12 protein-coding genes are annotated in these 21,323 nt (G+C 63.1%); all 12 read left to right on the top strand.

The features are described 5' to 3' along the window. Positions 1 to 14: 14 nt before the first annotated feature. Positions 15 to 968, top strand: a complete 954-nt coding sequence (locus BCCGELA001_RS22805) for a 2-hydroxyacid dehydrogenase (protein WP_060736375.1) — start codon at positions 15 to 17, stop codon at positions 966 to 968. Between the two features lie 580 nt (positions 969 to 1,548). After that, positions 1,549 to 2,067, top strand: a complete 519-nt coding sequence (rplJ, locus tag BCCGELA001_RS22800; protein ID WP_008549348.1) for a 50S ribosomal protein L10 — start codon at positions 1,549 to 1,551, stop codon at positions 2,065 to 2,067. A 54-nt stretch (positions 2,068 to 2,121) separates the two neighbouring features. After that, complete coding sequence (gene rplL, locus BCCGELA001_RS22795) at positions 2,122 to 2,499, top strand: 50S ribosomal protein L7/L12 (protein ID WP_060736373.1); 378 nt, start codon at positions 2,122 to 2,124, stop codon at positions 2,497 to 2,499. Between the two features lie 519 nt (positions 2,500 to 3,018). Beyond that, complete coding sequence (rpoB, locus tag BCCGELA001_RS22790) at positions 3,019 to 7,137, top strand: DNA-directed RNA polymerase subunit beta (protein ID WP_060736372.1); 4,119 nt, start codon at positions 3,019 to 3,021, stop codon at positions 7,135 to 7,137. 128 nt (positions 7,138 to 7,265) lie between these two features. Next, positions 7,266 to 11,462 (top strand): DNA-directed RNA polymerase subunit beta', encoded by a 4,197-nt coding sequence (gene rpoC / locus BCCGELA001_RS22785; protein ID WP_060736371.1) that lies wholly within the window; start codon positions 7,266 to 7,268, stop codon positions 11,460 to 11,462. Positions 11,463 to 11,655: 193 nt separating this feature from the next. After that, a complete protein-coding gene (locus tag BCCGELA001_RS22780) occupies positions 11,656 to 13,716 on the top strand; it encodes an FAD-dependent oxidoreductase (RefSeq protein WP_008549307.1) in 2,061 nt (686 codons plus the stop codon). Between the two features lie 134 nt (positions 13,717 to 13,850). Further along, positions 13,851 to 15,851 carry an ABC transporter ATP-binding protein gene (locus BCCGELA001_RS22775; protein WP_060736370.1) on the top strand — a complete coding sequence of 667 codons (2,001 nt, stop codon included), beginning with the start codon at positions 13,851 to 13,853 and terminating at the stop codon, positions 15,849 to 15,851. A gap of 873 nt (positions 15,852 to 16,724) precedes the next feature. Next, positions 16,725 to 17,096 carry a 30S ribosomal protein S12 gene (gene rpsL / locus BCCGELA001_RS22770; protein WP_007603006.1) on the top strand — a complete coding sequence of 124 codons (372 nt, stop codon included), beginning with the start codon at positions 16,725 to 16,727 and terminating at the stop codon, positions 17,094 to 17,096. 15 nt (positions 17,097 to 17,111) lie between these two features. After that, positions 17,112 to 17,582, top strand: coding sequence for a 30S ribosomal protein S7 (rpsG, locus tag BCCGELA001_RS22765; protein WP_008136420.1), 471 nt, complete (start codon positions 17,112 to 17,114; stop codon positions 17,580 to 17,582). A gap of 33 nt (positions 17,583 to 17,615) precedes the next feature. Next, entirely contained in the window at positions 17,616 to 19,688 is a 2,073-nt protein-coding gene (gene fusA, locus BCCGELA001_RS22760) for an elongation factor G (protein ID WP_008549281.1), read from the top strand. Positions 19,689 to 19,728: 40 nt separating this feature from the next. Beyond that, positions 19,729 to 20,919: an elongation factor Tu gene (gene tuf / locus BCCGELA001_RS22755; protein WP_008549278.1), complete on the top strand. Its 1,191-nt coding sequence runs from the start codon at positions 19,729 to 19,731 to the stop codon at positions 20,917 to 20,919. A gap of 85 nt (positions 20,920 to 21,004) precedes the next feature. Continuing rightward, on the top strand, positions 21,005 to 21,313 hold the full coding sequence (gene rpsJ / locus BCCGELA001_RS22750; RefSeq protein WP_002712302.1) for a 30S ribosomal protein S10: 309 nt from the start codon (positions 21,005 to 21,007) through the stop codon (positions 21,311 to 21,313). Positions 21,314 to 21,323: the final 10 nt, after the last annotated feature.

Below are 21,323 nucleotides of genomic sequence, written 5' to 3'. Positions count from 1 at the left end.
CGGAAACAAGAACAATGGCTGACAAGGTCCTGATCTATTCGCGCTTTCCCAAGACGATGATGGCGCGCTTCGCGGAGCGGTTCGAGCTGCTCGACACCGGCGGCAAGCCCGCGCGCGAGGTGTTTTCGGCCGACGACCTCGGCGGCATCCGCGCGGTGCTGACGGCGGGCGGCACGCCGCTCGGAGGGGAGGCGATGGACCTGTTTCCCAAGCTCGGCGCCATCGTCTGCTACGGTACCGGCTATGACGGCGTCGACCTGGAGGCGGCGGCCAGCCGCAACATCGCGGTCGGCCACAGTCCGGGTGCCAATGCGGCCTCGGTCGCCGACATCGCGATGACCTTGATGCTGGCGACGACGCGGCGGATTCTGGTCGCCGACCAATATGTCCGTAGCGGCGATTGGGCCGCCTCGAAGCAGTCCCCGATGATGCGCCCGCAGGCCGGTATGCCCGGCCGCCGCATCGGCGTCTACGGCATGGGCGAGATCGGCCGCAAGATCGCCGCGCGCTGCGCCGCATTCGAGAGCGAGATCGGCTATTTCAGCCGCACCAGATACGATCTGCCCTATCAATATTTCCCGTCGTTGGAGGCGCTGGCCGAGTGGTGCAGCGTGCTGATGATCGCGGTCCGGGCAGGAGCCGACACCCAGCATGTCGTCAACGCCGACATCCTGAGGCGCCTCGGCGCAGACGGCTACGTCGTCAACATCTCGCGGGGCTCGGTGATCGACCAGAAGGCCCTGATCGCGGCCCTCACCGACAAGACCATTGCGGGGGCCGGCCTCGATGTCTTCGAGAAGGAACCGCACGCTCCCGATGCGCTGACCGCGCTCCCGAACGTGGTGTTCGCCCCGCATATCGGCGGCCACACCCTCGAATCGCACGTCGCCATGCAAAACTGCGTCTTGGCGAACCTGACCGCGTTCTTCGAGGGCAAGCCGCTGCCTTATGCGGTTAAATGGGTCTGAACCAGTCCCTATCGGCTCGGGTCAAGCGCCCGCGCCAACGGATTGGAACTGGTGTGAATTTTGCTCTTGGCAAGCAGGCAGAGAGCGGTTAAAGAACCGCTTCCGGACGTACCGGCCTCGGCTGGCGCGTTCGTGCACGCATTCCGAAAACCCGACGACAGGAAATCATTCCTTTCAGGACGTCCGCGAGGATTTGCCCGAAAAAGGAAGGAAAACCCGTCAGTTGGTGGAGTGCGGGCAGAGGTCGGGCGGTTCGCCGGCTGACCTTGTCCTGTCCAAGACTGCAGGCGCCCGCAGGAAATTTCGATTTCTCAACGGCTTAATTGCATGGCCTGCATAGACGGGTGAAGACCGGATTTCACTTCGCATCCAGCTTTAACGGCTGGCTTCGCGGAACGGGTCTGGTTCGGACCTCGACACGCCGTGGGCCTTCGTGGCTCCCGGAGGGCAGGCTTGAATTGTCGTCCTCGCCCGGCGTGTCCGATGGGTTTTGGCCCGGAGGTTCAGGTTTGGGCGGGACGATGGGTGCAACCCGGCGGTCCCGCTTCTCGCGATGACCGCCAACCGGAGAGAGCTTGCTGTGGAACGAGCGGCAAAAAAAGAGGCGGTCGAACAGCTCAATGAGGTCTTCAAGACCACGGGCGTCGCGATCGTTGCTCAATATTCCGGCCTCACCGTTGCCCAGATGCAGAAGCTGCGTATGCAGATGAAGCAGGCTGGCGCCTCGGTGAAGGTCTCGAAGAACCGTCTCGCCAAAATTGCTCTTGATGGCACTGACGTCGTTGCCATCGGCCCCATGCTGAAGGGGCCGACCGTGATCGCGACTTCCAACGATCCGGTGGCGGCGCCAAAGGTCGCCGTCGAATTCGCCAAGGCGAACGAAAAGTTCGTCATCATCGGCGGTTCGATGGGCACGACCGTCCTGAATGTCGACGGCGTGAAGGCACTTGCCTCGCTGCCGTCGCTTGACGAACTGCGCGGCAAGATCGTCGGCCTCATCGTGGCCCCGGCGACCAAGCTGGCCCAGCTCGCCAATGCGCCCGCGGGCAAGCTCGCGCGCGTCATCCAGGCTCATGCCTCAAAGGGCGAAGCGGCCTGACGCCCTTCGCAAAACTCAAACCCGAACCAGACTTACACGTAAGGAAACTGAACAATGGCTGACTTGCAGAAGATCGTTGACGACCTCTCGAGCCTCACCGTGCTCGAGGCTGCCGAACTCGCGAAGCTTCTCGAAGAGAAGTGGGGCGTTTCGGCTGCTGCGGCCGTCGCCGTGGCCGGCCCGGCCGGTGGTGGCGCTGCCGCCGCTCCGGCGGAAGAGAAGACCGAGTTCACGGTCGTTCTCGCCGCTGCCGGCGACAAGAAGATCGAGGTCATCAAGGAAGTCCGCGCCATCACCGGTCTCGGCCTGAAGGAAGCAAAGGACCTCGTCGAGGGTGCTCCGAAGCCGCTCAAGGAAGGCGTGAACAAGGAAGAAGCCGAGAAGATCAAGGCCCAAATCGAGAAGGCTGGCGCCAAGGTCGAGCTCAAGTAACGCAAGTTACTTCAGCAATATCCCGGGCTCGCGGAGCGAGACCCGGGATCTCGTCCCAAGATCGTGGATGGCCGGGTCAAACCCGGCCAGGACGATCGAAGGCTCGGGGGCCGGAATGCAAAAGGCGTGCGACGGAACGTCCCGACGCAGGCCGAACACGAAAAAGTGTGGGGATTTGAGGGTTTACCCCTCGAATCTCCATTATTGTCGCCCCATATCGGGTCGGCAGCACGAAAGCGCGGTGGGCAGGGATGCCGGATTTCCCTGTAAGCCGTTGGGAGAGCAGGCTATTTCGGGCTTTTGCAGTCCGTGAAGACGATCGTTGTGACGGGCGGGCGCGCTTCTGCGCCCCGCGCGTCGTTTTGCGTTTTGAAGGTCTGAAGAACAGATTCAGGACATTCCCAGCCTGAAACTGAGCTTCCGGCCCCCAAGGCGGGTTCGAAAAATTCAACCCGGGGAGCGGTGGCAGCCGCGTTCCGGACGGTTCGCCCAGAGCGGGCGACGAAATGAGAGGCCACGATGGCGCAGCAGACATTCACCGGTCGCAAACGCGTTCGCAAGTTCTTCGGACACATCAAGGAAGTCGCCGAGATGCCGAACCTCATCGAGGTTCAGAAGGCGTCTTATGACCAGTTCCTGATGGTCGACGAACCCCAGGGCGGCCGTCTCGACGAGGGTCTGCAGGCGGTGTTCCGCTCGGTGTTTCCGATCTCCGACTTCTCGGGCACCTCGATGCTGGAATTCGTCCGCTACGAGTTCGAGCAGCCCAAATACGACGTTGACGAGTGCCGCCAGCGCGGCATGACCTTCGCGGCACCCCTCAAGGTGACTCTGCGCCTCATCGTGTTCGATATCGACGAGGAAACCGGCGCGAAGTCGGTGAAGGACATCAAGGAGCAGGACGTCTACATGGGCGACATCCCGCTCATGACGATGAACGGCACCTTCATCGTCAACGGCACCGAGCGCGTCATCGTCTCGCAGATGCACCGGTCGCCGGGCGTGTTCTTCGACCACGACAAGGGCAAGACCCATTCGTCGGGCAAGCTGCTGTTCGCCGCCCGCGTGATCCCGTATCGCGGTTCCTGGCTCGACATCGAGTTCGACGCCAAGGACATCGTCTATGCGCGTATCGACCGTCGTCGCAAGATTCCGGTGACGTCGCTGATGTTCGCGCTCGGCCTCGACGGCGAGGCGATCCTGTCCACGTTCTACAAGAAGATACTCTACAAGCGGACCAAGGAAGGCTGGCGCGTTCCGTTCGACGCCAATCGTTTCCGCGGCTACTCGACCGTCAACGATCTGATCGACGCCGACACCGGCAAGGTCGTGCTCGAGGCCGGCAAGAAGCTCACCGTCCGTGCCGCCCGCCAACTCCAGGAGAAGGGGCTGAAGGCGCTGCGCATGGCCGATGAGGAACTGGTCGGCAATTACGTCGCCGAGGACCTCGTCAACCCGAAGACCGGCGAGATCCACGCCGAGGCCGGTGAGGAGATCACCGACAAGCTGATGAAGGCGCTCAACGAGCAGGGCTACAAGGAACTGCCGCTGCTCGACATCGACCACGTCAATGTCGGCCCCTACATCCGCAACACGCTCTCGGCCGACAAGAACATGACGCGTGAGGACGCGCTGTTTGACATCTACCGCGTGATGCGTCCGGGCGAGCCGCCGACGCTGGAATCGGCACAGGCCATGTTCCAGTCGCTGTTCTTCGACGCCGAACGCTACGACCTCTCCGCGGTCGGCCGCGTCAAGATGAACATGCGCCTCGACCTCGATGCGCCCGACACCCAGCGCACGCTGCGCAAGGAAGACATCCTCTCCGTCATCAAGACGCTGGTGGACCTGCGCGACGGCAAGGGCGAGATCGACGACATCGACCATCTCGGCAATCGCCGTGTGCGCTCGGTCGGCGAGCTCATGGAGAACCAGTATCGCATCGGCCTCCTGCGCATGGAGCGCGCGATCAAGGAGCGCATGTCCTCGGTCGATATCGACACGGTCATGCCGCAGGACCTGATCAACGCCAAGCCGGCGGCCGCCGCCGTGCGCGAGTTCTTCGGCTCCTCGCAGCTCTCGCAGTTCATGGACCAGACCAACCCGCTCAGCGAGATCACCCACAAGCGCCGCCTGTCGGCGCTTGGACCGGGCGGCCTGACCCGCGAGCGCGCCGGCTTCGAGGTGCGCGACGTGCATCCGACGCACTACGGCCGCATCTGCCCGATCGAGACGCCGGAAGGTCCGAACATCGGTCTGATCAACTCGCTCGCGACCTTCGCGCGCGTGAACAAGTACGGCTTCGTCGAGACGCCGTACCGCAAGGTCAAGGACGGCCGCGTCACCGACGAGGTCGTGTACCTCTCGGCGATGGAGGAGGGCCGTTACACGGTCGCGCAGGCCAACGTGCCGCTCGATCCGAAGGGCCGCTTCACCGAAGACCTCGTGGTGTGCCGTCACGCCGGCGAAGTCTTGCCGGTGACGCCCGACAAGGTCGACTACATGGACGTGTCGCCGAAGCAGCTCGTTTCGGTGGCCGCGGCGCTGATCCCGTTCCTCGAGAACGACGACGCCAACCGCGCGCTGATGGGTTCGAACATGCAGCGCCAGGCGGTGCCGCTGGTTCGCGCCGAGGCGCCGTTCGTCGGCACCGGCATGGAAGGCGTGGTTGCGCGCGACTCGGGTGCCGCGATCGCGGCGCGCCGATCGGGCGTGATCGACCAGATCGACGCGACCCGCGTCGTCATCCGCGCCACGGAAGATCTCGATCCGACCAAGTCGGGCGTCGATATCTACCGTCTGATGAAGTACCAGCGCTCCAACCAGTCGACCTGCATCAACCAGCGTCCGCTGGTGAAGGTCGGCGACGTCGTCAAGAAGGGCGACATCATCGCCGACGGTCCCTCGACCGATCTCGGCGAGCTCGCTCTGGGCCGCAACGTGCTGGTCGCGTTCATGCCGTGGAACGGCTACAACTTCGAAGACTCGATCCTGCTCTCGGAGCGGATCGTGAAGGAAGACGTCTTCACCTCGATCCACATCGAGGAGTTCGAAGTGATGGCCCGCGACACCAAGCTCGGACCTGAGGAAATCACCCGCGACATTCCGAACGTCTCGGAAGAAGCGCTGAAGAACCTCGACGAAGCCGGTATCGTCTACATCGGTGCGGAAGTGCGCGCCGGCGACATCCTGGTCGGCAAGATCACGCCGAAGGGCGAAAGCCCGATGACGCCGGAAGAAAAGCTCCTGCGCGCCATCTTCGGCGAGAAGGCTTCCGACGTCCGCGACACCTCGCTGCGCGTTCCTCCGGGCGTGCAGGGCACGATCGTGGAAGTGCGCGTGTTCAACCGTCACGGCGTCGACAAGGACGAGCGTGCGCTGGCGATCGAACGGGAGGAGATCGAGCGTCTGGCCAAGGACCGCGACGACGAGCAGGCGATCCTGGACCGCAACGTCTACAACCGTCTTGCCGAACTGCTCGAAGGGCGGCAGGGCATCGCAGGTCCCAAGGGCTTCAAGAAGGACACCAAGATCACCCGTGCGGTGCTCGAGGAGTACCCGAAGTCGCAGTGGTGGCTGTTCGCTTCGCCCAACGACAAGCTGATGGCCGAGATCGAGGCCATGCGGAAGCAGTACGACGAGTCGAAGAAGGGGCTGGAACAGCGCTTCCTCGACAAGGTCGAGAAGCTTCAGCGCGGCGACGAATTGCCGCCCGGCGTGATGAAGATGGTTAAGGTCTTCGTCGCGGTGAAGCGCAAGATCCAGCCCGGCGACAAGATGGCCGGCCGCCACGGCAACAAGGGCGTGGTGTCGAAGATCGTACCGATCGAGGACATGCCGTTCCTCGAAGACGGCACGCATGCCGACATCGTGCTCAATCCGCTGGGCGTGCCCTCGCGCATGAACGTCGGACAGATCCTCGAGACCCATCTCGGCTGGGCGTGCGCCGGCCTCGGCAAGCGTATCGGCCAGACGGTCGATGCGTACCTGTCGAAGCAGGACATCAAGCCGCTGAAGGAAACCTTGAAGAAGGTGTACGGCGAGGACGAGACGATCAAGTCGCTCAACGACAACGAACTGATCGAGCTCGGCCATAACCTCAGCCGCGGCGTGCCGATCGCAACCCCGGTGTTCGACGGCGCCAAGGAAGCCGACATCGAGGAGATGCTGAAGCTCGCCGGTCTGGACGCTTCGGGTCAGTCGACCGTCTATGACGGCCGCACCGGCGATCCGTTCGATCGCAAGGTGACGGTGGGCTACATCTACATGCTCAAGCTGCACCATCTCGTCGACGACAAGATCCATGCGCGTTCGATCGGTCCGTACTCGCTCGTCACCCAGCAGCCGCTGGGCGGCAAGGCGCAGTTCGGCGGCCAGCGCTTCGGCGAAATGGAGGTGTGGGCGCTCGAGGCTTATGGCGCGGCGTACACGCTCCAGGAGATGCTGACGGTGAAGTCGGACGACGTCGCCGGCCGCACCAAGGTGTACGAGGCGATCGTGCGCGGCGACGACACGTTCGAGGCCGGTATTCCGGAATCGTTCAACGTGCTGGTCAAGGAAATGCGCTCGCTCGGCCTCAACGTCGACCTGCACAATTCCAAGATGGGACCGGCGCCGACGTCGGAAGCGGCCGAGTAATTCGACCTGTCATGCCCGGCCGTCGCGGCCGGGCATTGGCGCCCCTCCCGAGGCCTTGAGGGCAGGGCGCCCCGCTAAGTGATTTTCGAATTTGCGGCCGGAGGCGACCGGCACGCGAGGAGAAGACGATGAACCAAGAAATTATGAATCTCTTCAATCCGACGACGCCGGCTCAGGTCTTCGACCAGATCCGGATCTCGATCGCGTCTCCGGAAAAGATTCTGTCCTGGTCCTACGGCGAGATCAAGAAGCCGGAGACCATCAATTACCGTACCTTCAAGCCCGAGCGCGATGGCCTGTTCTGCGCCCGCATCTTCGGGCCGATCAAGGACTACGAGTGCTTGTGCGGTAAGTACAAGCGCATGAAGTACAAGGGCATCATCTGCGAGAAGTGCTCTGTCGAAGTCACGCTGTCGCGCGTCCGACGCGAGCGCATGGGCCATATCGAGCTCGCAGCCCCCGTCGCCCATATCTGGTTCCTGAAGTCGCTGCCCTCGCGCATCGGCCTTCTGCTGGACATGACGCTGAAGGATCTCGAGCGGATCCTCTATTTCGAATATTACGTCGTGCTGGAGCCGGGCCTCACCGCGCTGAAGGACCGTCAGCTGCTGTCGGAAGACGAGTATCTGAAGGCGCAGGACGAGTACGGCCAGGACAGCTTCACCGCCATGATCGGCGCGGAAGCGATCCGCGAGCTGCTCAAGGGCATGGACCTGGAGAAGCTCGAGCTGTCGCTGCGTGCGGAGATGCAGGAGACCGACTCCGACATCAAGCACAAGAAGCTCGCCAAGCGCCTCAAGATCGTGGAAGCGTTCCGCCACTCCGGCAACAAGCCGGAATGGATGATCATGACGGTCGTCCCGGTGATTCCGCCGGACCTGCGTCCGCTGGTGCCGCTGGACGGCGGCCGCTTCGCGACCTCCGACCTCAACGACCTCTATCGCCGCGTCATCAACCGCAACAACCGCTTGAAGCGGCTGATGGAGCTGCGCGCGCCCGACATCATCATCCGCAACGAGAAGCGCATGCTTCAGGAAGCGGTCGATGCGCTGTTCGACAACGGCCGCCGCGGCCGCGTCATCACCGGCGCCAACAAGCGCCCGCTGAAGTCGCTCGCCGACATGCTCAAGGGCAAGCAGGGCCGCTTCCGTCAGAACCTGCTCGGCAAGCGCGTCGACTATTCCGGCCGATCGGTGATCGTGGTCGGTCCCGAACTGCGCCTGCATCAGTGCGGCCTGCCGAAGAAGATGGCGCTCGAGCTGTTCAAGCCCTTCATCTACTCGCGGCTCGACGCCAAGGGTCTGTCCACCACGGTGAAGCAGGCCAAGAAGCTGGTCGAGAAGGAGCGGCCCGAGGTCTGGGACATCCTGGACGAGGTGATCCGCGAGCATCCGGTGCTGCTGAACCGCGCGCCGACGCTGCATCGTCTCGGCATCCAGGCGTTCGAGCCCGTGCTGATCGAGGGCAAGGCGATCCAGCTGCACCCGCTGGTCTGCTCCGCGTTCAACGCCGACTTCGACGGCGACCAGATGGCCGTGCACGTTCCGCTGTCGCTCGAAGCGCAGCTGGAAGCGCGCGTGCTGATGATGTCGACCAACAACATCCTGCATCCGGCGAACGGCCAACCGATCATCGTGCCCTCGCAGGACATCGTGCTGGGCCTGTACTACGTCTCGATCATGCGCGAAGGCCTGCCCGGTGAGGGCAAGGTGTTCGGCGACATGGCCGAGCTCGAGCACGCGCTGCATGCGAAGGTCATCCACCTCCACACCAAGATCAAGTACCGGTGGGAGGGCATGGACGAGACCGGCAAGGTCTCCAAGCGCTGGATCGAGACCACCGCCGGCCGCGTCATGCTCGGCAATCTGCTGCCGAAGAATCCGCGGATTTCATACGAGATCATCAACAAGCTGATGACCAAGCGCGAGATCTCCGGCGTCATCGACCAAGTCTACCGCCACTGCGGTCAGAAGGAGACCGTGATCTTCTGCGACCGCATCATGGCGATCGGCTTCTACAACGCGTTCAAGGCCGGCATCTCGTTCGGCAAGGACGACATGGTCGTGCCGCACGGCAAGTGGAAGATCGTCGACACCACCCGTACGCTGGCGAAGGATTTCGAGCAGCAGTACAACGACGGTCTGATCACCCATGGCGAGAAGTACAACAAGGTCGTCGACGCCTGGTCGAAGGCCACGGAAGAAATCGCCAAGGCGATGATGAAGGAGATCTCCGCCACCAAGAAGACGGCGAGCGGAGCCGACGCCGACATCAACTCGATCTACATGATGGCCCACTCCGGCGCCCGCGGTTCGCCGGCCCAGATGCGCCAGCTCGCCGGCATGCGCGGCCTGATGGCCAAGCCGTCGGGTGAGATCATCGAGACGCCGATCATCTCGAACTTCAAGGAAGGCCTCTCGGTGCTCGAGTACTTCAACTCGACCCACGGCGCCCGCAAGGGCCTCGCGGACACGGCGTTGAAGACCGCGAACTCCGGCTACCTGACCCGCCGTCTGGTCGACGTGGCGCAGGACTGCATCATCACGCAGAGCGACTGCGGCACCAAGCTCGGCATCAAGATGCGCGCCATCGTCGATGCCGGCACCGTGGTGGCTTCGCTCGGCTCGCGCATCCTCGGACGCACGGCCTGCGAAGACATCCGCGACAGCTCGGGCAAGGTGATCATCAAGCGCGACACGCTGATGGAAGAAAGCCATCTGGATGCCATCCAGCAGGGTGGCGTGCAGGAGGTGAAGATCCGTTCGGCGCTGACCTGCGAACTCGTCAACGGCATCTGCGGCAAGTGCTACGGCCGCGACCTCGCCCGCGGCACGCCGGTCAATCACGGCGAAGCGGTCGGCGTCATCGCGGCGCAGTCGATCGGCGAGCCGGGTACCCAGCTCACCATGCGCACCTTCCACATCGGCGGTGCGGCGCAGCTCAACGAGCAGTCTTTCGTCGAAGCCAATTTCGACGGCAAGATCGTGATCAGGAACAAGGCCATCGCCCGCAACAGCGAAGGTCACCTGATCGCGATGGTGCGCAACATGGTGGTGGCGATCGTCGATGCCGACGGCACCGAGCGTGCGACGCACCGCGTCCAGTACGGCTCGCGCCTGCACGTCGACGAAGGCGACATGGTCAAGCGCGGCCAGCGCATCGTCGAGTGGGATCCCTACACCCGTCCGCTCCTCACCGAAGTCGAAGGTACGATCGGCTTCGAGGATCTGGTCGAGGGGCAGTCGATCTCGGAAACGCTCGACGAGGCCACCGGCATCGCCAAGCGCGTGGTCATCGACTGGCGCTCGACCCGCGGCGGCTCGGACCTGCGTCCGGCCATCGTGGTCAAGGGCAAGGACGGCAAGGTGCTCAAGTTGCCCCGTGGCGGCGATGCCCGCTACATGCTGTCGGTCGACGCCATTCTCTCGGTCGACGTCGGAGCCAAGGTCAACCCGGGTGACATCCTCGCCCGTGTCTCGACCGAAAGCGCCAAGACGCGCGACATCACCGGCGGTCTGCCGCGGGTGGCGGAGCTGTTCGAGGCCCGGCGTCCGAAGGATGCGGCGATCATCGCCGAGATCGCGGGCACCATCCGGTTCGGGCGCGACTACAAGAACAAGCGCCGCATCTCGATCGAGCCGATGGACAAGACCGAGGAGGCGCGCGAGTACCTGATCCCGAAGGGCAAGCACATCCACCTTCAGGACGGCGACGTCGTCGAAAAGGGCGACTTCATCGTCGAAGGCAACCCGGCGCCGCACGACATCCTTGCAGTCAAGGGCATCGAGGAGCTCGCGGCCTATCTGGTCAACGAGATCCAGGAGGTCTACCGGCTCCAGGGCGTGCTCATCAACGACAAGCACATCGAGGTGATTGTCCGTCAGATGCTCCAGAAGGTGGAAGTCACCGACCAGGGCGACACGGACATGATCTCCGGCGAGCAGGTCGACAAGATCGAGTTCGACGCGCTGAACGAGAAGGCCAAGGAAGAGGGCAAGAAGCCCGCCACCGGAACGCCGGTTCTGCTCGGCATCACCAAGGCGAGCCTCCAGACCCGCTCGTTCTTCTCGGCGGCCTCGTTCCAGGAGACCACCCGCGTCCTCACGGAAGCGGCGGTCAACGGCAAGGTCGATCCGCTCGAAGGCCTCAAGGAGAACGTCATCGTCGGCCGGTTGATCCCGGCGGGCACCGGCGCCTCCATGGCCAAGATCCGCGAAGTCGCCATGAAGCGCGACAAGCTGATCCTGGACGAGCGCGAGAAGCAGGCGGCCGTCGTGTCGCCCGCGCCGGAAGCAGAGCTTCCTGCGTTGCCGCCCGCGGAATGATGGTTCATCCGTAGGACTACCGAGGACAATGAAAAGGCCGGCTTTTGCCGGCCTTTTTGCTGCTTTCTTTGCCTGCTGCGATGCAGGATCAGCCTTTGTTCATCTTTCCTTCAGTCGCAAAAGCGCTTCTGCTAGGAGAGCTTAGACCGGTGGTCCCGTGACGGGGGCAGCGCCGAAAGACCACGGAACTCACATGCTTGATCTCGCAATCGTAGGCGGCGGCCCCGGCGGGCTGATGAGCGCTTGGTATCTGAAGCGCAAGCTCGGCGACCTCTGCCGCGTCACCATCTTCGAGGCGTCCGATCGGCTCGGCGGCAAGATTGTCACGCGCAAGTTCGATTCGGCGCCTGCCATGTATGAAGCCGGCGTTGCCGAAATCTACGACTACTCGATGACCGGCCCCGATCCGCTGCGCGAGCTGATCCAGCATTTCGGGCTCCAGACCATTCCGATGGACGCCGAGCAGGTGCAGTTCGGCGGTGAGCTCCTCAACGACGTCGCCGGCATGCGCCGCAGATACGGCGCCAAGACCGCGACCGCGATCGAGGCATTCCGCAATCGCTGTGCCGAAATGATGTCGCCGATCGAGTATTACGAGGGCGTCGGCGCGCACGACAACGAGAACCCCTGGGCCTACAAGACCGCCGAGCAGGTGCTCGACGAGGAGGTCGAGGACGAGACGGCGAAACGCTTCTTCAAGGTCATGGCGCGCTCGGACATCGCAACGGAGAGCCACAACACCAACGGCCTCAACGCGCTCAAGAACTATCTCATGGATGTCGACGGCTATATCGGCCTCTATTCCATCCAGAACGGCAACGAGCAGCTGATCGAATGCCTGCAGTCGGAGGTCAACGCCGACATCCAGCTCAATCATCGCGTGCTCACCGTCGGCAAGGCGCCGACCGGCCGCTACCAGCTCAAGATGATGAACGGCAAGGGGCCCGAGACGCGCGATTTCGATCTCGTGCTGGTCTGCCTGCCGCATTCCTGGCTTGCTACCGTGGGCTGGGAAGGCGAGCAGCTGCGCAAGTCGATGGTCAAGCACGTCTCCTATTTCGACCGTCCGGCGCACTATCTGCGTGTGTCCATCCTGTTCGACAGCCCGTTCTGGGGCGAGAAGATTGCCGGCGCCTGGTTCATGTCGGAGGCCTTCGGCGGCTGCTGCGTCTACAATGAGGGCGCGCGCCACGACGTCGGCAAGCATGGCGTCCTGAACTGGCTCATTCCCGGCTCCGACGCGCTGGCCTTCGCCAATCTGTCGGACCAGGACCTGATCGATGCGGCGCTGAAGTCGCTGCCGGCTTCGCTCGGCGATGCGCGCTCGCATTTCATGGAAGGCAAGATTCACCGCTGGCTGTCGTCGGTGAACGCGATTCCCGGCGGCCTACCCGTGCGCGACGTGATGACCAATCACCGGCCCGAGCCGAAGGAGCATCCCGGCATCGTTGTGGTCGGCGACTATCTGTTCGACTCGACGCTGAACGGACTGCTCGATTCGTCGGATGCGGCGACCGACATCATCCTGACCGAGATGATGCGCCTGCGCCGCGAGCGGGCACAGGACGACAAGCCGCTCTCGGACAAGATCGATCGCCGCTATTTCGAGAACTATCGTGGCCTCGGCCCCTATCACGAGGCGTGGCGCAATTTCACCGATCCCGATTATCTCACCAAACTGATCGGCATTGTCTGGGGCAGCGCGAAGGGCGCCAAGCTGCTGGTCGCGGGCTCCGCCAGCGGCGAGCTGGTCGGTGCGCTGCGCGATCGCGGCATCGACGCCTGGGGAATCGAGAACAACCGCGCCATCCACGCCAGGACGCCGAAGCCGCTGAAGAAGTACAACAAGCTCGGCTCGGTCACCGACATGCCGTTCAAGGACGGTGCGTTCGACTTCGTGTTCGAGACCAGCCTCTGCCACGTGTCCCCGAAGCAGGTGGTCCGCGCGATCCGCGAGCTGAACCGCGTGGTCAAGACCGGCCTCGTGTTCGGCTCGATCACCTCGGACATGGCGCCGGCACTGATCGACCGCTACGACCTGCTGCGTGGCGTCAAGAAGCTCGGCACCTGGTGGGAATGGTCCGAACTGTTCTTCGGTAATGGTTTCGACCTGTCGATGCACCGCAAGGAATGCACCGATGCGCTCTGGGAGGCGACGCTCGCCGCCAACAAGGGCCCGGGTCAGTGGTACGCCGACGCCGACAGCTTGCGCTACTCCTTCTTCGACAAGGTCGAGGACGAGGACGACGACTAGCTGGCTGGGGTACCTGCCGAATTTGCCAATTGTTTTGCCGAATTCATCTTGATCGCATAGAATCGGTGCAATAGCGGTTGCCGCTATTCCTGCATTCTCTGCGGTCATGCCGGCCGTCAGCATCGGTTGGTTTCATGGCGTCCAAGCCCCTCCCGCCCGACAAACAGAAGCTCGCCGCGGAAGAAGCGGCCGAGCTCGACCACAAGCTCGCCGCCGGCGCCAAGCCGGACCTCGAACACGACGAGGACGAAGAGGATGAGGAGGGCGAACTGGAGCTCGATGACGACGATGAGGACGAGGATCTCGTCGTCTTCACCGCGCGCGAGGCCGCCGGCGCGCTCGCCACCATCGTCGGGTTCGTCAGGCCCTATCTGACCAATTACAAGCGGATGCTGTCCTACGTGGCGTTCGGCGTCTTCGTCGAGACGCTGTTCAACGTCATCATGCCGCTCAGCCTGAAATACCTGATCGACGACGCGCTCGGCGAGGAGGACTTCCAGGCGCTCTACAAGATCCTCGGCGTGCTCGCGGTCACCGGCATCTTCACCTCGATCGTCGCGGTCTGGTACGAGCGCTGGGATGCGCGGCTGGCCGCCTGCGTCATCTCGGACATCCGCACGCGCCTGTTCGAGCACGTCCAGGATCTGCCGGCGGCCTATTTCGGCCGCACCAAACGCGGCGAGATCCTGTCGCGCTTCTCGGTCGACCTCTCGGCCGTCGAAGGCTCGGTGAAGACCTTTGCCAACAGTGCCGCGCTGCCGTTCATGGAACTGATTGCCGGCATCATCCTGATGCTGTTCCTGAACTGGCAGCTTGCCGTGGTCGCGCTGCTGGTGTTCCCGATCACGCTGATCGGGCCGCGCATCCTGACGCCAAAGGCCGTGCAGGCCAATTACGAGCAGAAGCAGAACGAGAGCGCGCTGCTCGGCATGGTGCAGGAGAACGTGGCGGCGCAGGCGGTCATCAAGGCATTCAGCCTGCAACGCAAGATGTTCGGCTTCTTCCGCTTCCGCAACGACGAGACCCGCAACAGGATCGCCTCAGCGACCTTCCTGTCGACCATGGTGGAGCGGACGGTCACCATATCGGTCCTTCTCCTGCATCTCGTGGTGCTCGCGATCGGCGCCTATCTGGCGACAACGGGCCGGATCACGATCGGCACCTTCGTCACCTTCGAGAGCGCGTTCTGGGAGGTGTCCTACAACATCGCCCATGTGATGCATTTCATTCCGGTGTCGATCTCTTCGGCCGCGGCGATCCGGCACATCCAGGAGCTGCTCGACGAGCCGACGCGTGCTGCCGACCGCCCCGGCGCGCCCGACCTGCCGCGCATCACCAACGACATCACCTTCGACCGCGTCACCTTCCAGTACGAAGGCAGCCAGACGCCGGTACTGGACAATCTCAGCCTCAAGCTCAACGCCGGCAAGCGCATCGCCATCGTCGGCCCCTCGGGCTCCGGCAAGAGCACGCTGCTCAATCTGATCTTGCGGCTCTACGTGCCCGACGAAGGCCGCGTCACCATCGACGGCGTCGACGTCCGCAAGGTGACGCTGGATTCGCTGCGCCGGAGCATGGCCGTGGTGTTCCAGGAGAACATGCTGTTCAACATGTCGATCCGCGAGAACATCCGCCTCGGCAAGGAGGGCGCGACCGACGAAGAGGTGGAGGAGGCCGCCAAGAAGGCCGAGATCCACCGCTACATCATGAGCCTGCCGCAGCGATACGACACGCCGGTCGGCGAGCGCGGCGATACGCTCTCGGGCGGCCAGCGTCAACGCATCGCGATCGCGCGCGCGATCATCCGCAATCCGTCCGTGCTGCTGTTGGACGAAGCCACCTCGGCACTCGACCAGACCACGGAAGCGGCGATCAACCGCACGCTGCTGAAGGTCGCCAAGGGCCGCACCATGATCTGGTCGACCCACCGCCTGACCTCGGTGGTGGAGATGGACGAGATCATCGTGATCTCGGGAGGCAAGGCGATCGAGCGCGGCACTCATGCCGAACTGCTTGCGAAGAACGGCACCTATCGCAAGCTGTGGAACGACCAGATCCACCAACCGCACGGCGCTGTGGCTCACGCCGACGACCGCGACGATGACGACGAGGATGAAGACGACGAGGAGGAATGACGAGGGGGTTCTGAGCCGGCGGGACGTGCGCCGGGCCGATTCGACGCCCACCAGCGACCCGGTGATTCCCAAGCGTGAGACCCCCGGCCACGCAGTGCGGCGCATTTTTTCGGCCCTTTGAACGACCTGATCGGCCTTTGGCCGATCGTCAGCCTTGCCGCAATGATGCCCGCGCGACGGCGCATCGCCGGCCTGGAAGCTCTAGAACGGCAGCGGATTGGCGCATCGGCGGGACAACGGCCCGGATTCTCGAAATAAAAGTATATTTAATCCGGGTAAAATGTGCTTGAAGCTGGCGAAACCGGCGCTTCCCGCCCATATCGGGAAGGCGTGGCGAGGACGGCAAATATTGATTTCGACAGGCGCCAGAAGCGTTTTCCGACTGTCGTTTCACCTTGACTTGACCGATTCTCACTTATAGAAAGCGCCTCACTTAACGACAGGCGGTGAGCATCGCCAGCGTCGGAACGGGCCACCCGTCTGATCCCCACGGACTACGTCTACCAGGGGTCGCAAAGCCGGGCACCAACCTCGACGAATGCCGCTCAAACGCTGTCGATCATAGCTAGGCAATGCCAGTGCGATTTTAGTTCTCTTGAGCACGTTCTCTTGAGATCGAACTCGGATGCATGACCTCAGTGCGCGGGCCGCGGCATTATGCTGATCGGCCTCAATACTGCGGTCCTCTGTGGCGTCGAAGCGCTTTCCGCTCAGCAATGGAGCGGTTGGCGCAATTTCGCTTTGTGCGGATCGATCCGCGCAGGGCGGCCCCGTCGGGCGGGTGGCTCGAAAAGAATTTGCGGTCCCGGCAACGGGCCGCGGCAAGACAGCGGGCCCGGAAGGGGTCGCGACAGAACAAAGGGTAAGGCCAGGATGCCGACGATCAACCAGCTGATCGCTCAACCGCGGGAAGTGCAGAAGTCGCGCAAGAAGGTGCCGGCGCTGCAGCAGTCGCCTCAGAAGCGTGGTGTTTGCACCCGCGTCTACACCACGACCCCGAAGAAGCCGAACTCGGCGCTTCGTAAGGTCGCCAAGGTGCGCCTGACCAACGGCTTCGAGGTGATCGGCTACATCCCCGGCGAGGGCCATAACCTCCAGGAGCACTCGGTGGTCATGATCCGCGGCGGCCGCGTCAAGGATTTGCCCGGCGTGCGCTACCACATCCTCCGCGGCGTTCTGGATACCCAGGGCGTCAAGAACCGTAAGCAGCGTCGTTCGAAGTACGGCGCGAAGCGTCCGAAGTAAGCGGGAACCAGGCCTATGTCTCGTCGCCACTCAGCGGAAAAGCGCGAAGTTCTCCCGGATCCGAAGTTCGGGAACATCATCGTCACGAAGTTCATGAACTCGGTGATGTACGCCGGCAAGAAGTCGGTTGCCGAAGGCATCGTCTACGGTGCGTTTGGTATCATCGAATCCAAGACCAAGCAGAACCCGCTCGGCGTGTTCGAGCAGGCCCTCGAGAACGTCATGCCGACCATCGAGGTTCGCTCCCGCCGCGTCGGCGGTGCGACCTACCAGGTTCCGGTCGAAGTTCGTTCGACCCGCCGTCAAGCACTTGGTATCCGCTGGCTGATCTCGGCCGCGCGTGAGCGCAACGAGAAGACCATGACCGAGCGGCTTTCGGCCGAGTTGCTGGATGCGTCAAACAATCGTGGGAACGCCGTCAAGAAGCGCGAAGACGTGCACCGCATGGCGGAAGCCAACCGCGCCTTCTCGCACTATCGCTGGTAACGGCGAAACAAACGGACTCGCAAGGAACACCCCATGCCCCGCCAACATGCCATCGAGGACTACCGTAACTTCGGTATCATGGCGCATATCGACGCCGGCAAGACGACGACGACCGAGCGTATCCTCTATTACACCGGCAAGAGCCACAAGATCGGCGAAGTGCACGAAGGTGCCGCGACGATGGACTGGATGGAGCAGGAGCAGGAGCGTGGCATCACGATCACCTCGGCTGCGACCACCGCCTTCTGGGCCGGCAAGCGCCTGAACATCATCGACACCCCCGGCCACGTCGACTTCACCATCGAGGTCGAGCGTTCGCTGCGCGTGCTCGACGGCGCTGTCTGCGTGCTCGACTCCAACCAGGGCGTTGAGCCCCAGACGGAGACCGTCTGGCGCCAGGGCGACAAGTACAAGGTTCCGCGCATCGTCTTCGCCAACAAGATGGACAAGATCGGTGCGGACTTCTTCAAGTGCCTGTCCGACATCGTCGATCGTCTCGGCGCCAAGCCCGTCGCGATCCAGCTTCCGATCGGTTCCGAGAACAACTTCAAGGGTCTCGTCGACCTCGTGAAGATGAAGGGCGTCGTCTGGAACGATGAAGCGCTCGGCGCCAAGTTCGACTATGTCGACATTCCGGAAGATCTCGTCGACCAGGCCAAGGAATACCGCGAGAAGATGGTGGAGGCCGCCGTCGAGCTCGACGACGACGCCATGGCCGCCTATCTCGACGGCAAGGAGCCGGACGAGGCGACGCTGAAGAGGCTGATCCGCAAGGCGGTTCTGACCGGCGCGTTCTATCCCGTGCTGTGCGGCTCGGCCTTCAAGAACAAGGGCGTGCAGCCGCTGCTCGACGCCGTCGTCGACTATCTGCCGTCGCCGCTCGACGTGCCCGCGATCAAGGGCACCGACGACAAGGGTAACGAAGTCGTGCGCAAGGCGGACGACAAGGAGCCGCTGGCGCTGCTCGCGTTCAAGATCATGGACGACCCGTTCGTCGGCACCATCACCTTCTGCCGCATCTACTCCGGCATTCTGCAGAGCGGCACCGGCGTCGTGAACTCGACCCGCGAGAAGAAGGAGCGGATCGGGCGCATGTTGTTGATGCATGCGAACAACCGCGAGGACATCAAGGAAGCCTATGCCGGCGACATCGTCGCGCTGGCCGGCCTGAAGGAAGCGCGCACCGGTGACACGCTGTGCGATCCCGACAAGCAGGTGATCCTGGAGAAGATGGAATTCCCCGAGCCGGTCATCGAGATCGCGATCGAGCCGAAGTCCAAGGCCGACCAGGAGAAGCTGGGCGTGGCGCTGGCCAAGCTCGCCGCGGAGGATCCGTCCTTCCGCGTGTCGACCGACCACGAGTCCGGCCAGACCATCCTCAAGGGCATGGGCGAACTCCATCTCGACATCAAGGTCGACATCCTCAAGCGGACCTACAAGGTCGACGCCAACATCGGCGCGCCGCAGGTGGCGTTCCGTGAGCGCGTTACCAAGCGGGTGGAGCACAGCTACACCCACAAGAAGCAGACCGGCGGTACCGGCCAGTTCGCGGCGGTGTCGTTCATCGTCGAGCCGAACGAAGCCGGCAAGGGCTTCGAGTTCGAATCGAAGATCGTCGGCGGCGCGGTGCCGAAGGAATATATCCCCGGCGTCGAGAAGGGCCTGGAGAGCGTGCTGTCGTCCGGCGTGGTCGCGGGCTTCCCCGTGGTCGACGTCAAGGTCCAGCTCGTCGACGGCAAGTATCACGACGTCGACTCGTCGGCGCTCGCCTTCGAAATCGCCTCGCGCGCCTGCTTCCGCGAAGCGCTCCAGATGGGCAAGTCCGTCCTGCTCGAGCCGATCATGAAGGTCGAAGTGGTGACCCCGGAAGACTACACCGGCTCGGTCATCGGCGACCTGAACTCCCGGCGCGGTCAGATCCAGGGTCAGGACATGCGCGGCAACGCCAACGTCATCAACGCGATGGTGCCGCTCATGAACATGTTCGGGTACGTGAACAATCTGCGCTCGATGAGCCAGGGTCGCGCGACCTTCACGATGCAGTTCGACCACTACGCAGAAGCGCCGGCCAACGTGTCGGCAGAAGTCCAGAAGAAGTTTGCCTGATTATCGTCGGTCTCAAGCTGACGATTGAACGGAGAGTCAAATGGCCAAAGCAAAGTTTGAACGTAACAAGCCGCACTGCAACATCGGCACCATCGGTCACGTCGACCATGGCAAGACGTCGCTGACCGCGGCGATCACCAAGGTTCTCGCCGAAGCAGGCGGCGCGACGTTCACCGCGTACGACCAGATCGACAAGGCGCCGGAAGAGAAGGCGCGCGGCATCACCATCTCGACCGCGCATGTCGAGTACGAGACGCCGAACCGCCACTACGCCCACGTCGACTGCCCCGGCCACGCCGACTACGTCAAGAACATGATCACCGGTGCGGCCCAGATGGACGGCGCGATCCTGGTCGTGTCGGCCGCTGACGGCCCGATGCCGCAGACCCGCGAACACATCCTGCTCGCCCGCCAGGTCGGCGTGCCCGCGCTCGTCGTGTTCCTCAACAAGTGCGACATGGTCGACGATCCGGAGCTGCTCGAGCTCGTCGAACTCGAAGTCCGCGAACTGCTCTCGAAGTACGAATTCCCGGGCGACACGATCCCGATCGTCAAGGGCTCGGCGCTGGCCGCTCTGGAGGATTCCAACAAGGCTCTCGGTCACGACGCCATCCTCGAGCTGATGAAGAATGTCGACTCATACATCCCGCAGCCGGAGCGCCCGATCGATCAGCCGTTCCTGATGCCGGTTGAAGACGTGTTCTCGATCTCGGGCCGCGGCACCGTCGTGACCGGTCGTGTCGAGCGCGGCATCGTCAAGGTCGGCGAGGAAATCGAGATCGTCGGTCTCCGTGCGACCCAGAAGACCACTGTCACCGGCGTCGAAATGTTCCGCAAGCTGCTCGATCAGGGTCAGGCCGGCGACAACATCGGTGCGCTGCTCCGCGGCACCAAGCGCGAGGACGTCGAGCGCGGCCAAGTGCTGTGCAAGCCGGGTTCGGTCAAGCCGCACACCAAGTTCAAGGCTGAGGCCTACATCCTCACCAAGGAAGAGGGCGGTCGCCACACCCCGTTCTTCACCAACTACCGTCCCCAGTTCTACTTCCGCACCACCGACGTGACCGGTGTCGTGCATCTGCCGGAAGGCACCGAGATGGTGATGCCGGGCGACAACATCGCGATGGAAGTGCACCTGATCGTGCCGATCGCGATGGAAGAGAAGCTCCGCTTCGCGATCCGCGAAGGTGGCCGCACCGTCGGCGCCGGCGTCGTCGCCTCGATCATCGAGTAACAAGCGAATAGGGAATGGTGAGTGGCGAATAGGGAACTCTATTCGCTACTCGCTACTCGCCACTCTACCCAAAGAAAGCACGGCAATGAACGGCCAAAACATTCGCATCCGTCTCAAGGCGTTCGACCATCGTATCCTCGATACGTCGACCCGCGAGATCGTGAACACGGCGAAGCGCACCGGCGCGCAGGTCCGCGGACCCATTCCGCTGCCCACCCGCATCGAGAAGTTCACCGTCAACCGTTCGCCCCACGTCGACAAGAAGAGCCGCGAACAGTTCGAGATGCGCACGCACAAGCGCCTGCTCGACATCGTCGATCCGACCCCGCAGACCGTCGATGCTTTGATGAAGCTCGATCTGGCCGCCGGTGTCGACGTCGAGATCAAGCTCTGAGCAAGACCCC

Source organism: Bradyrhizobium sp. CCGE-LA001 (assembly GCF_000296215.2).
Lineage (GTDB): Bacteria > Pseudomonadota > Alphaproteobacteria > Rhizobiales > Xanthobacteraceae > Bradyrhizobium.
The sequence above is the reverse complement of the archived record's forward strand: the minus strand, read 5'-3'. Positions and strand labels throughout refer to the sequence as shown.

Excerpts from the sequence above, each read along its gene's own strand:
- BCCGELA001_RS22805 (WP_060736375.1), top strand. The coding sequence starts at position 15 with ATGGCTGACAAGGTCCTGATCTATTCGCGCTTTCCCAAGACGATGATG.
- rplL (WP_060736373.1), top strand. The coding sequence starts at position 2,122 with ATGGCTGACTTGCAGAAGATCGTTGACGACCTCTCGAGCCTCACCGTG.
- rpoB (WP_060736372.1), top strand. The coding sequence starts at position 3,019 with ATGGCGCAGCAGACATTCACCGGTCGCAAACGCGTTCGCAAGTTCTTC.
- rpoC (WP_060736371.1), top strand. The coding sequence starts at position 7,266 with ATGAACCAAGAAATTATGAATCTCTTCAATCCGACGACGCCGGCTCAG.
- BCCGELA001_RS22780 (WP_008549307.1), top strand. The coding sequence starts at position 11,656 with ATGCTTGATCTCGCAATCGTAGGCGGCGGCCCCGGCGGGCTGATGAGC.
- BCCGELA001_RS22775 (WP_060736370.1), top strand. The coding sequence starts at position 13,851 with ATGGCGTCCAAGCCCCTCCCGCCCGACAAACAGAAGCTCGCCGCGGAA.
- rpsL (WP_007603006.1), top strand. The coding sequence starts at position 16,725 with ATGCCGACGATCAACCAGCTGATCGCTCAACCGCGGGAAGTGCAGAAG.
- rpsG (WP_008136420.1), top strand. The coding sequence starts at position 17,112 with ATGTCTCGTCGCCACTCAGCGGAAAAGCGCGAAGTTCTCCCGGATCCG.
- fusA (WP_008549281.1), top strand. The coding sequence starts at position 17,616 with ATGCCCCGCCAACATGCCATCGAGGACTACCGTAACTTCGGTATCATG.
- tuf (WP_008549278.1), top strand. The coding sequence starts at position 19,729 with ATGGCCAAAGCAAAGTTTGAACGTAACAAGCCGCACTGCAACATCGGC.
- rpsJ (WP_002712302.1), top strand. The coding sequence starts at position 21,005 with ATGAACGGCCAAAACATTCGCATCCGTCTCAAGGCGTTCGACCATCGT.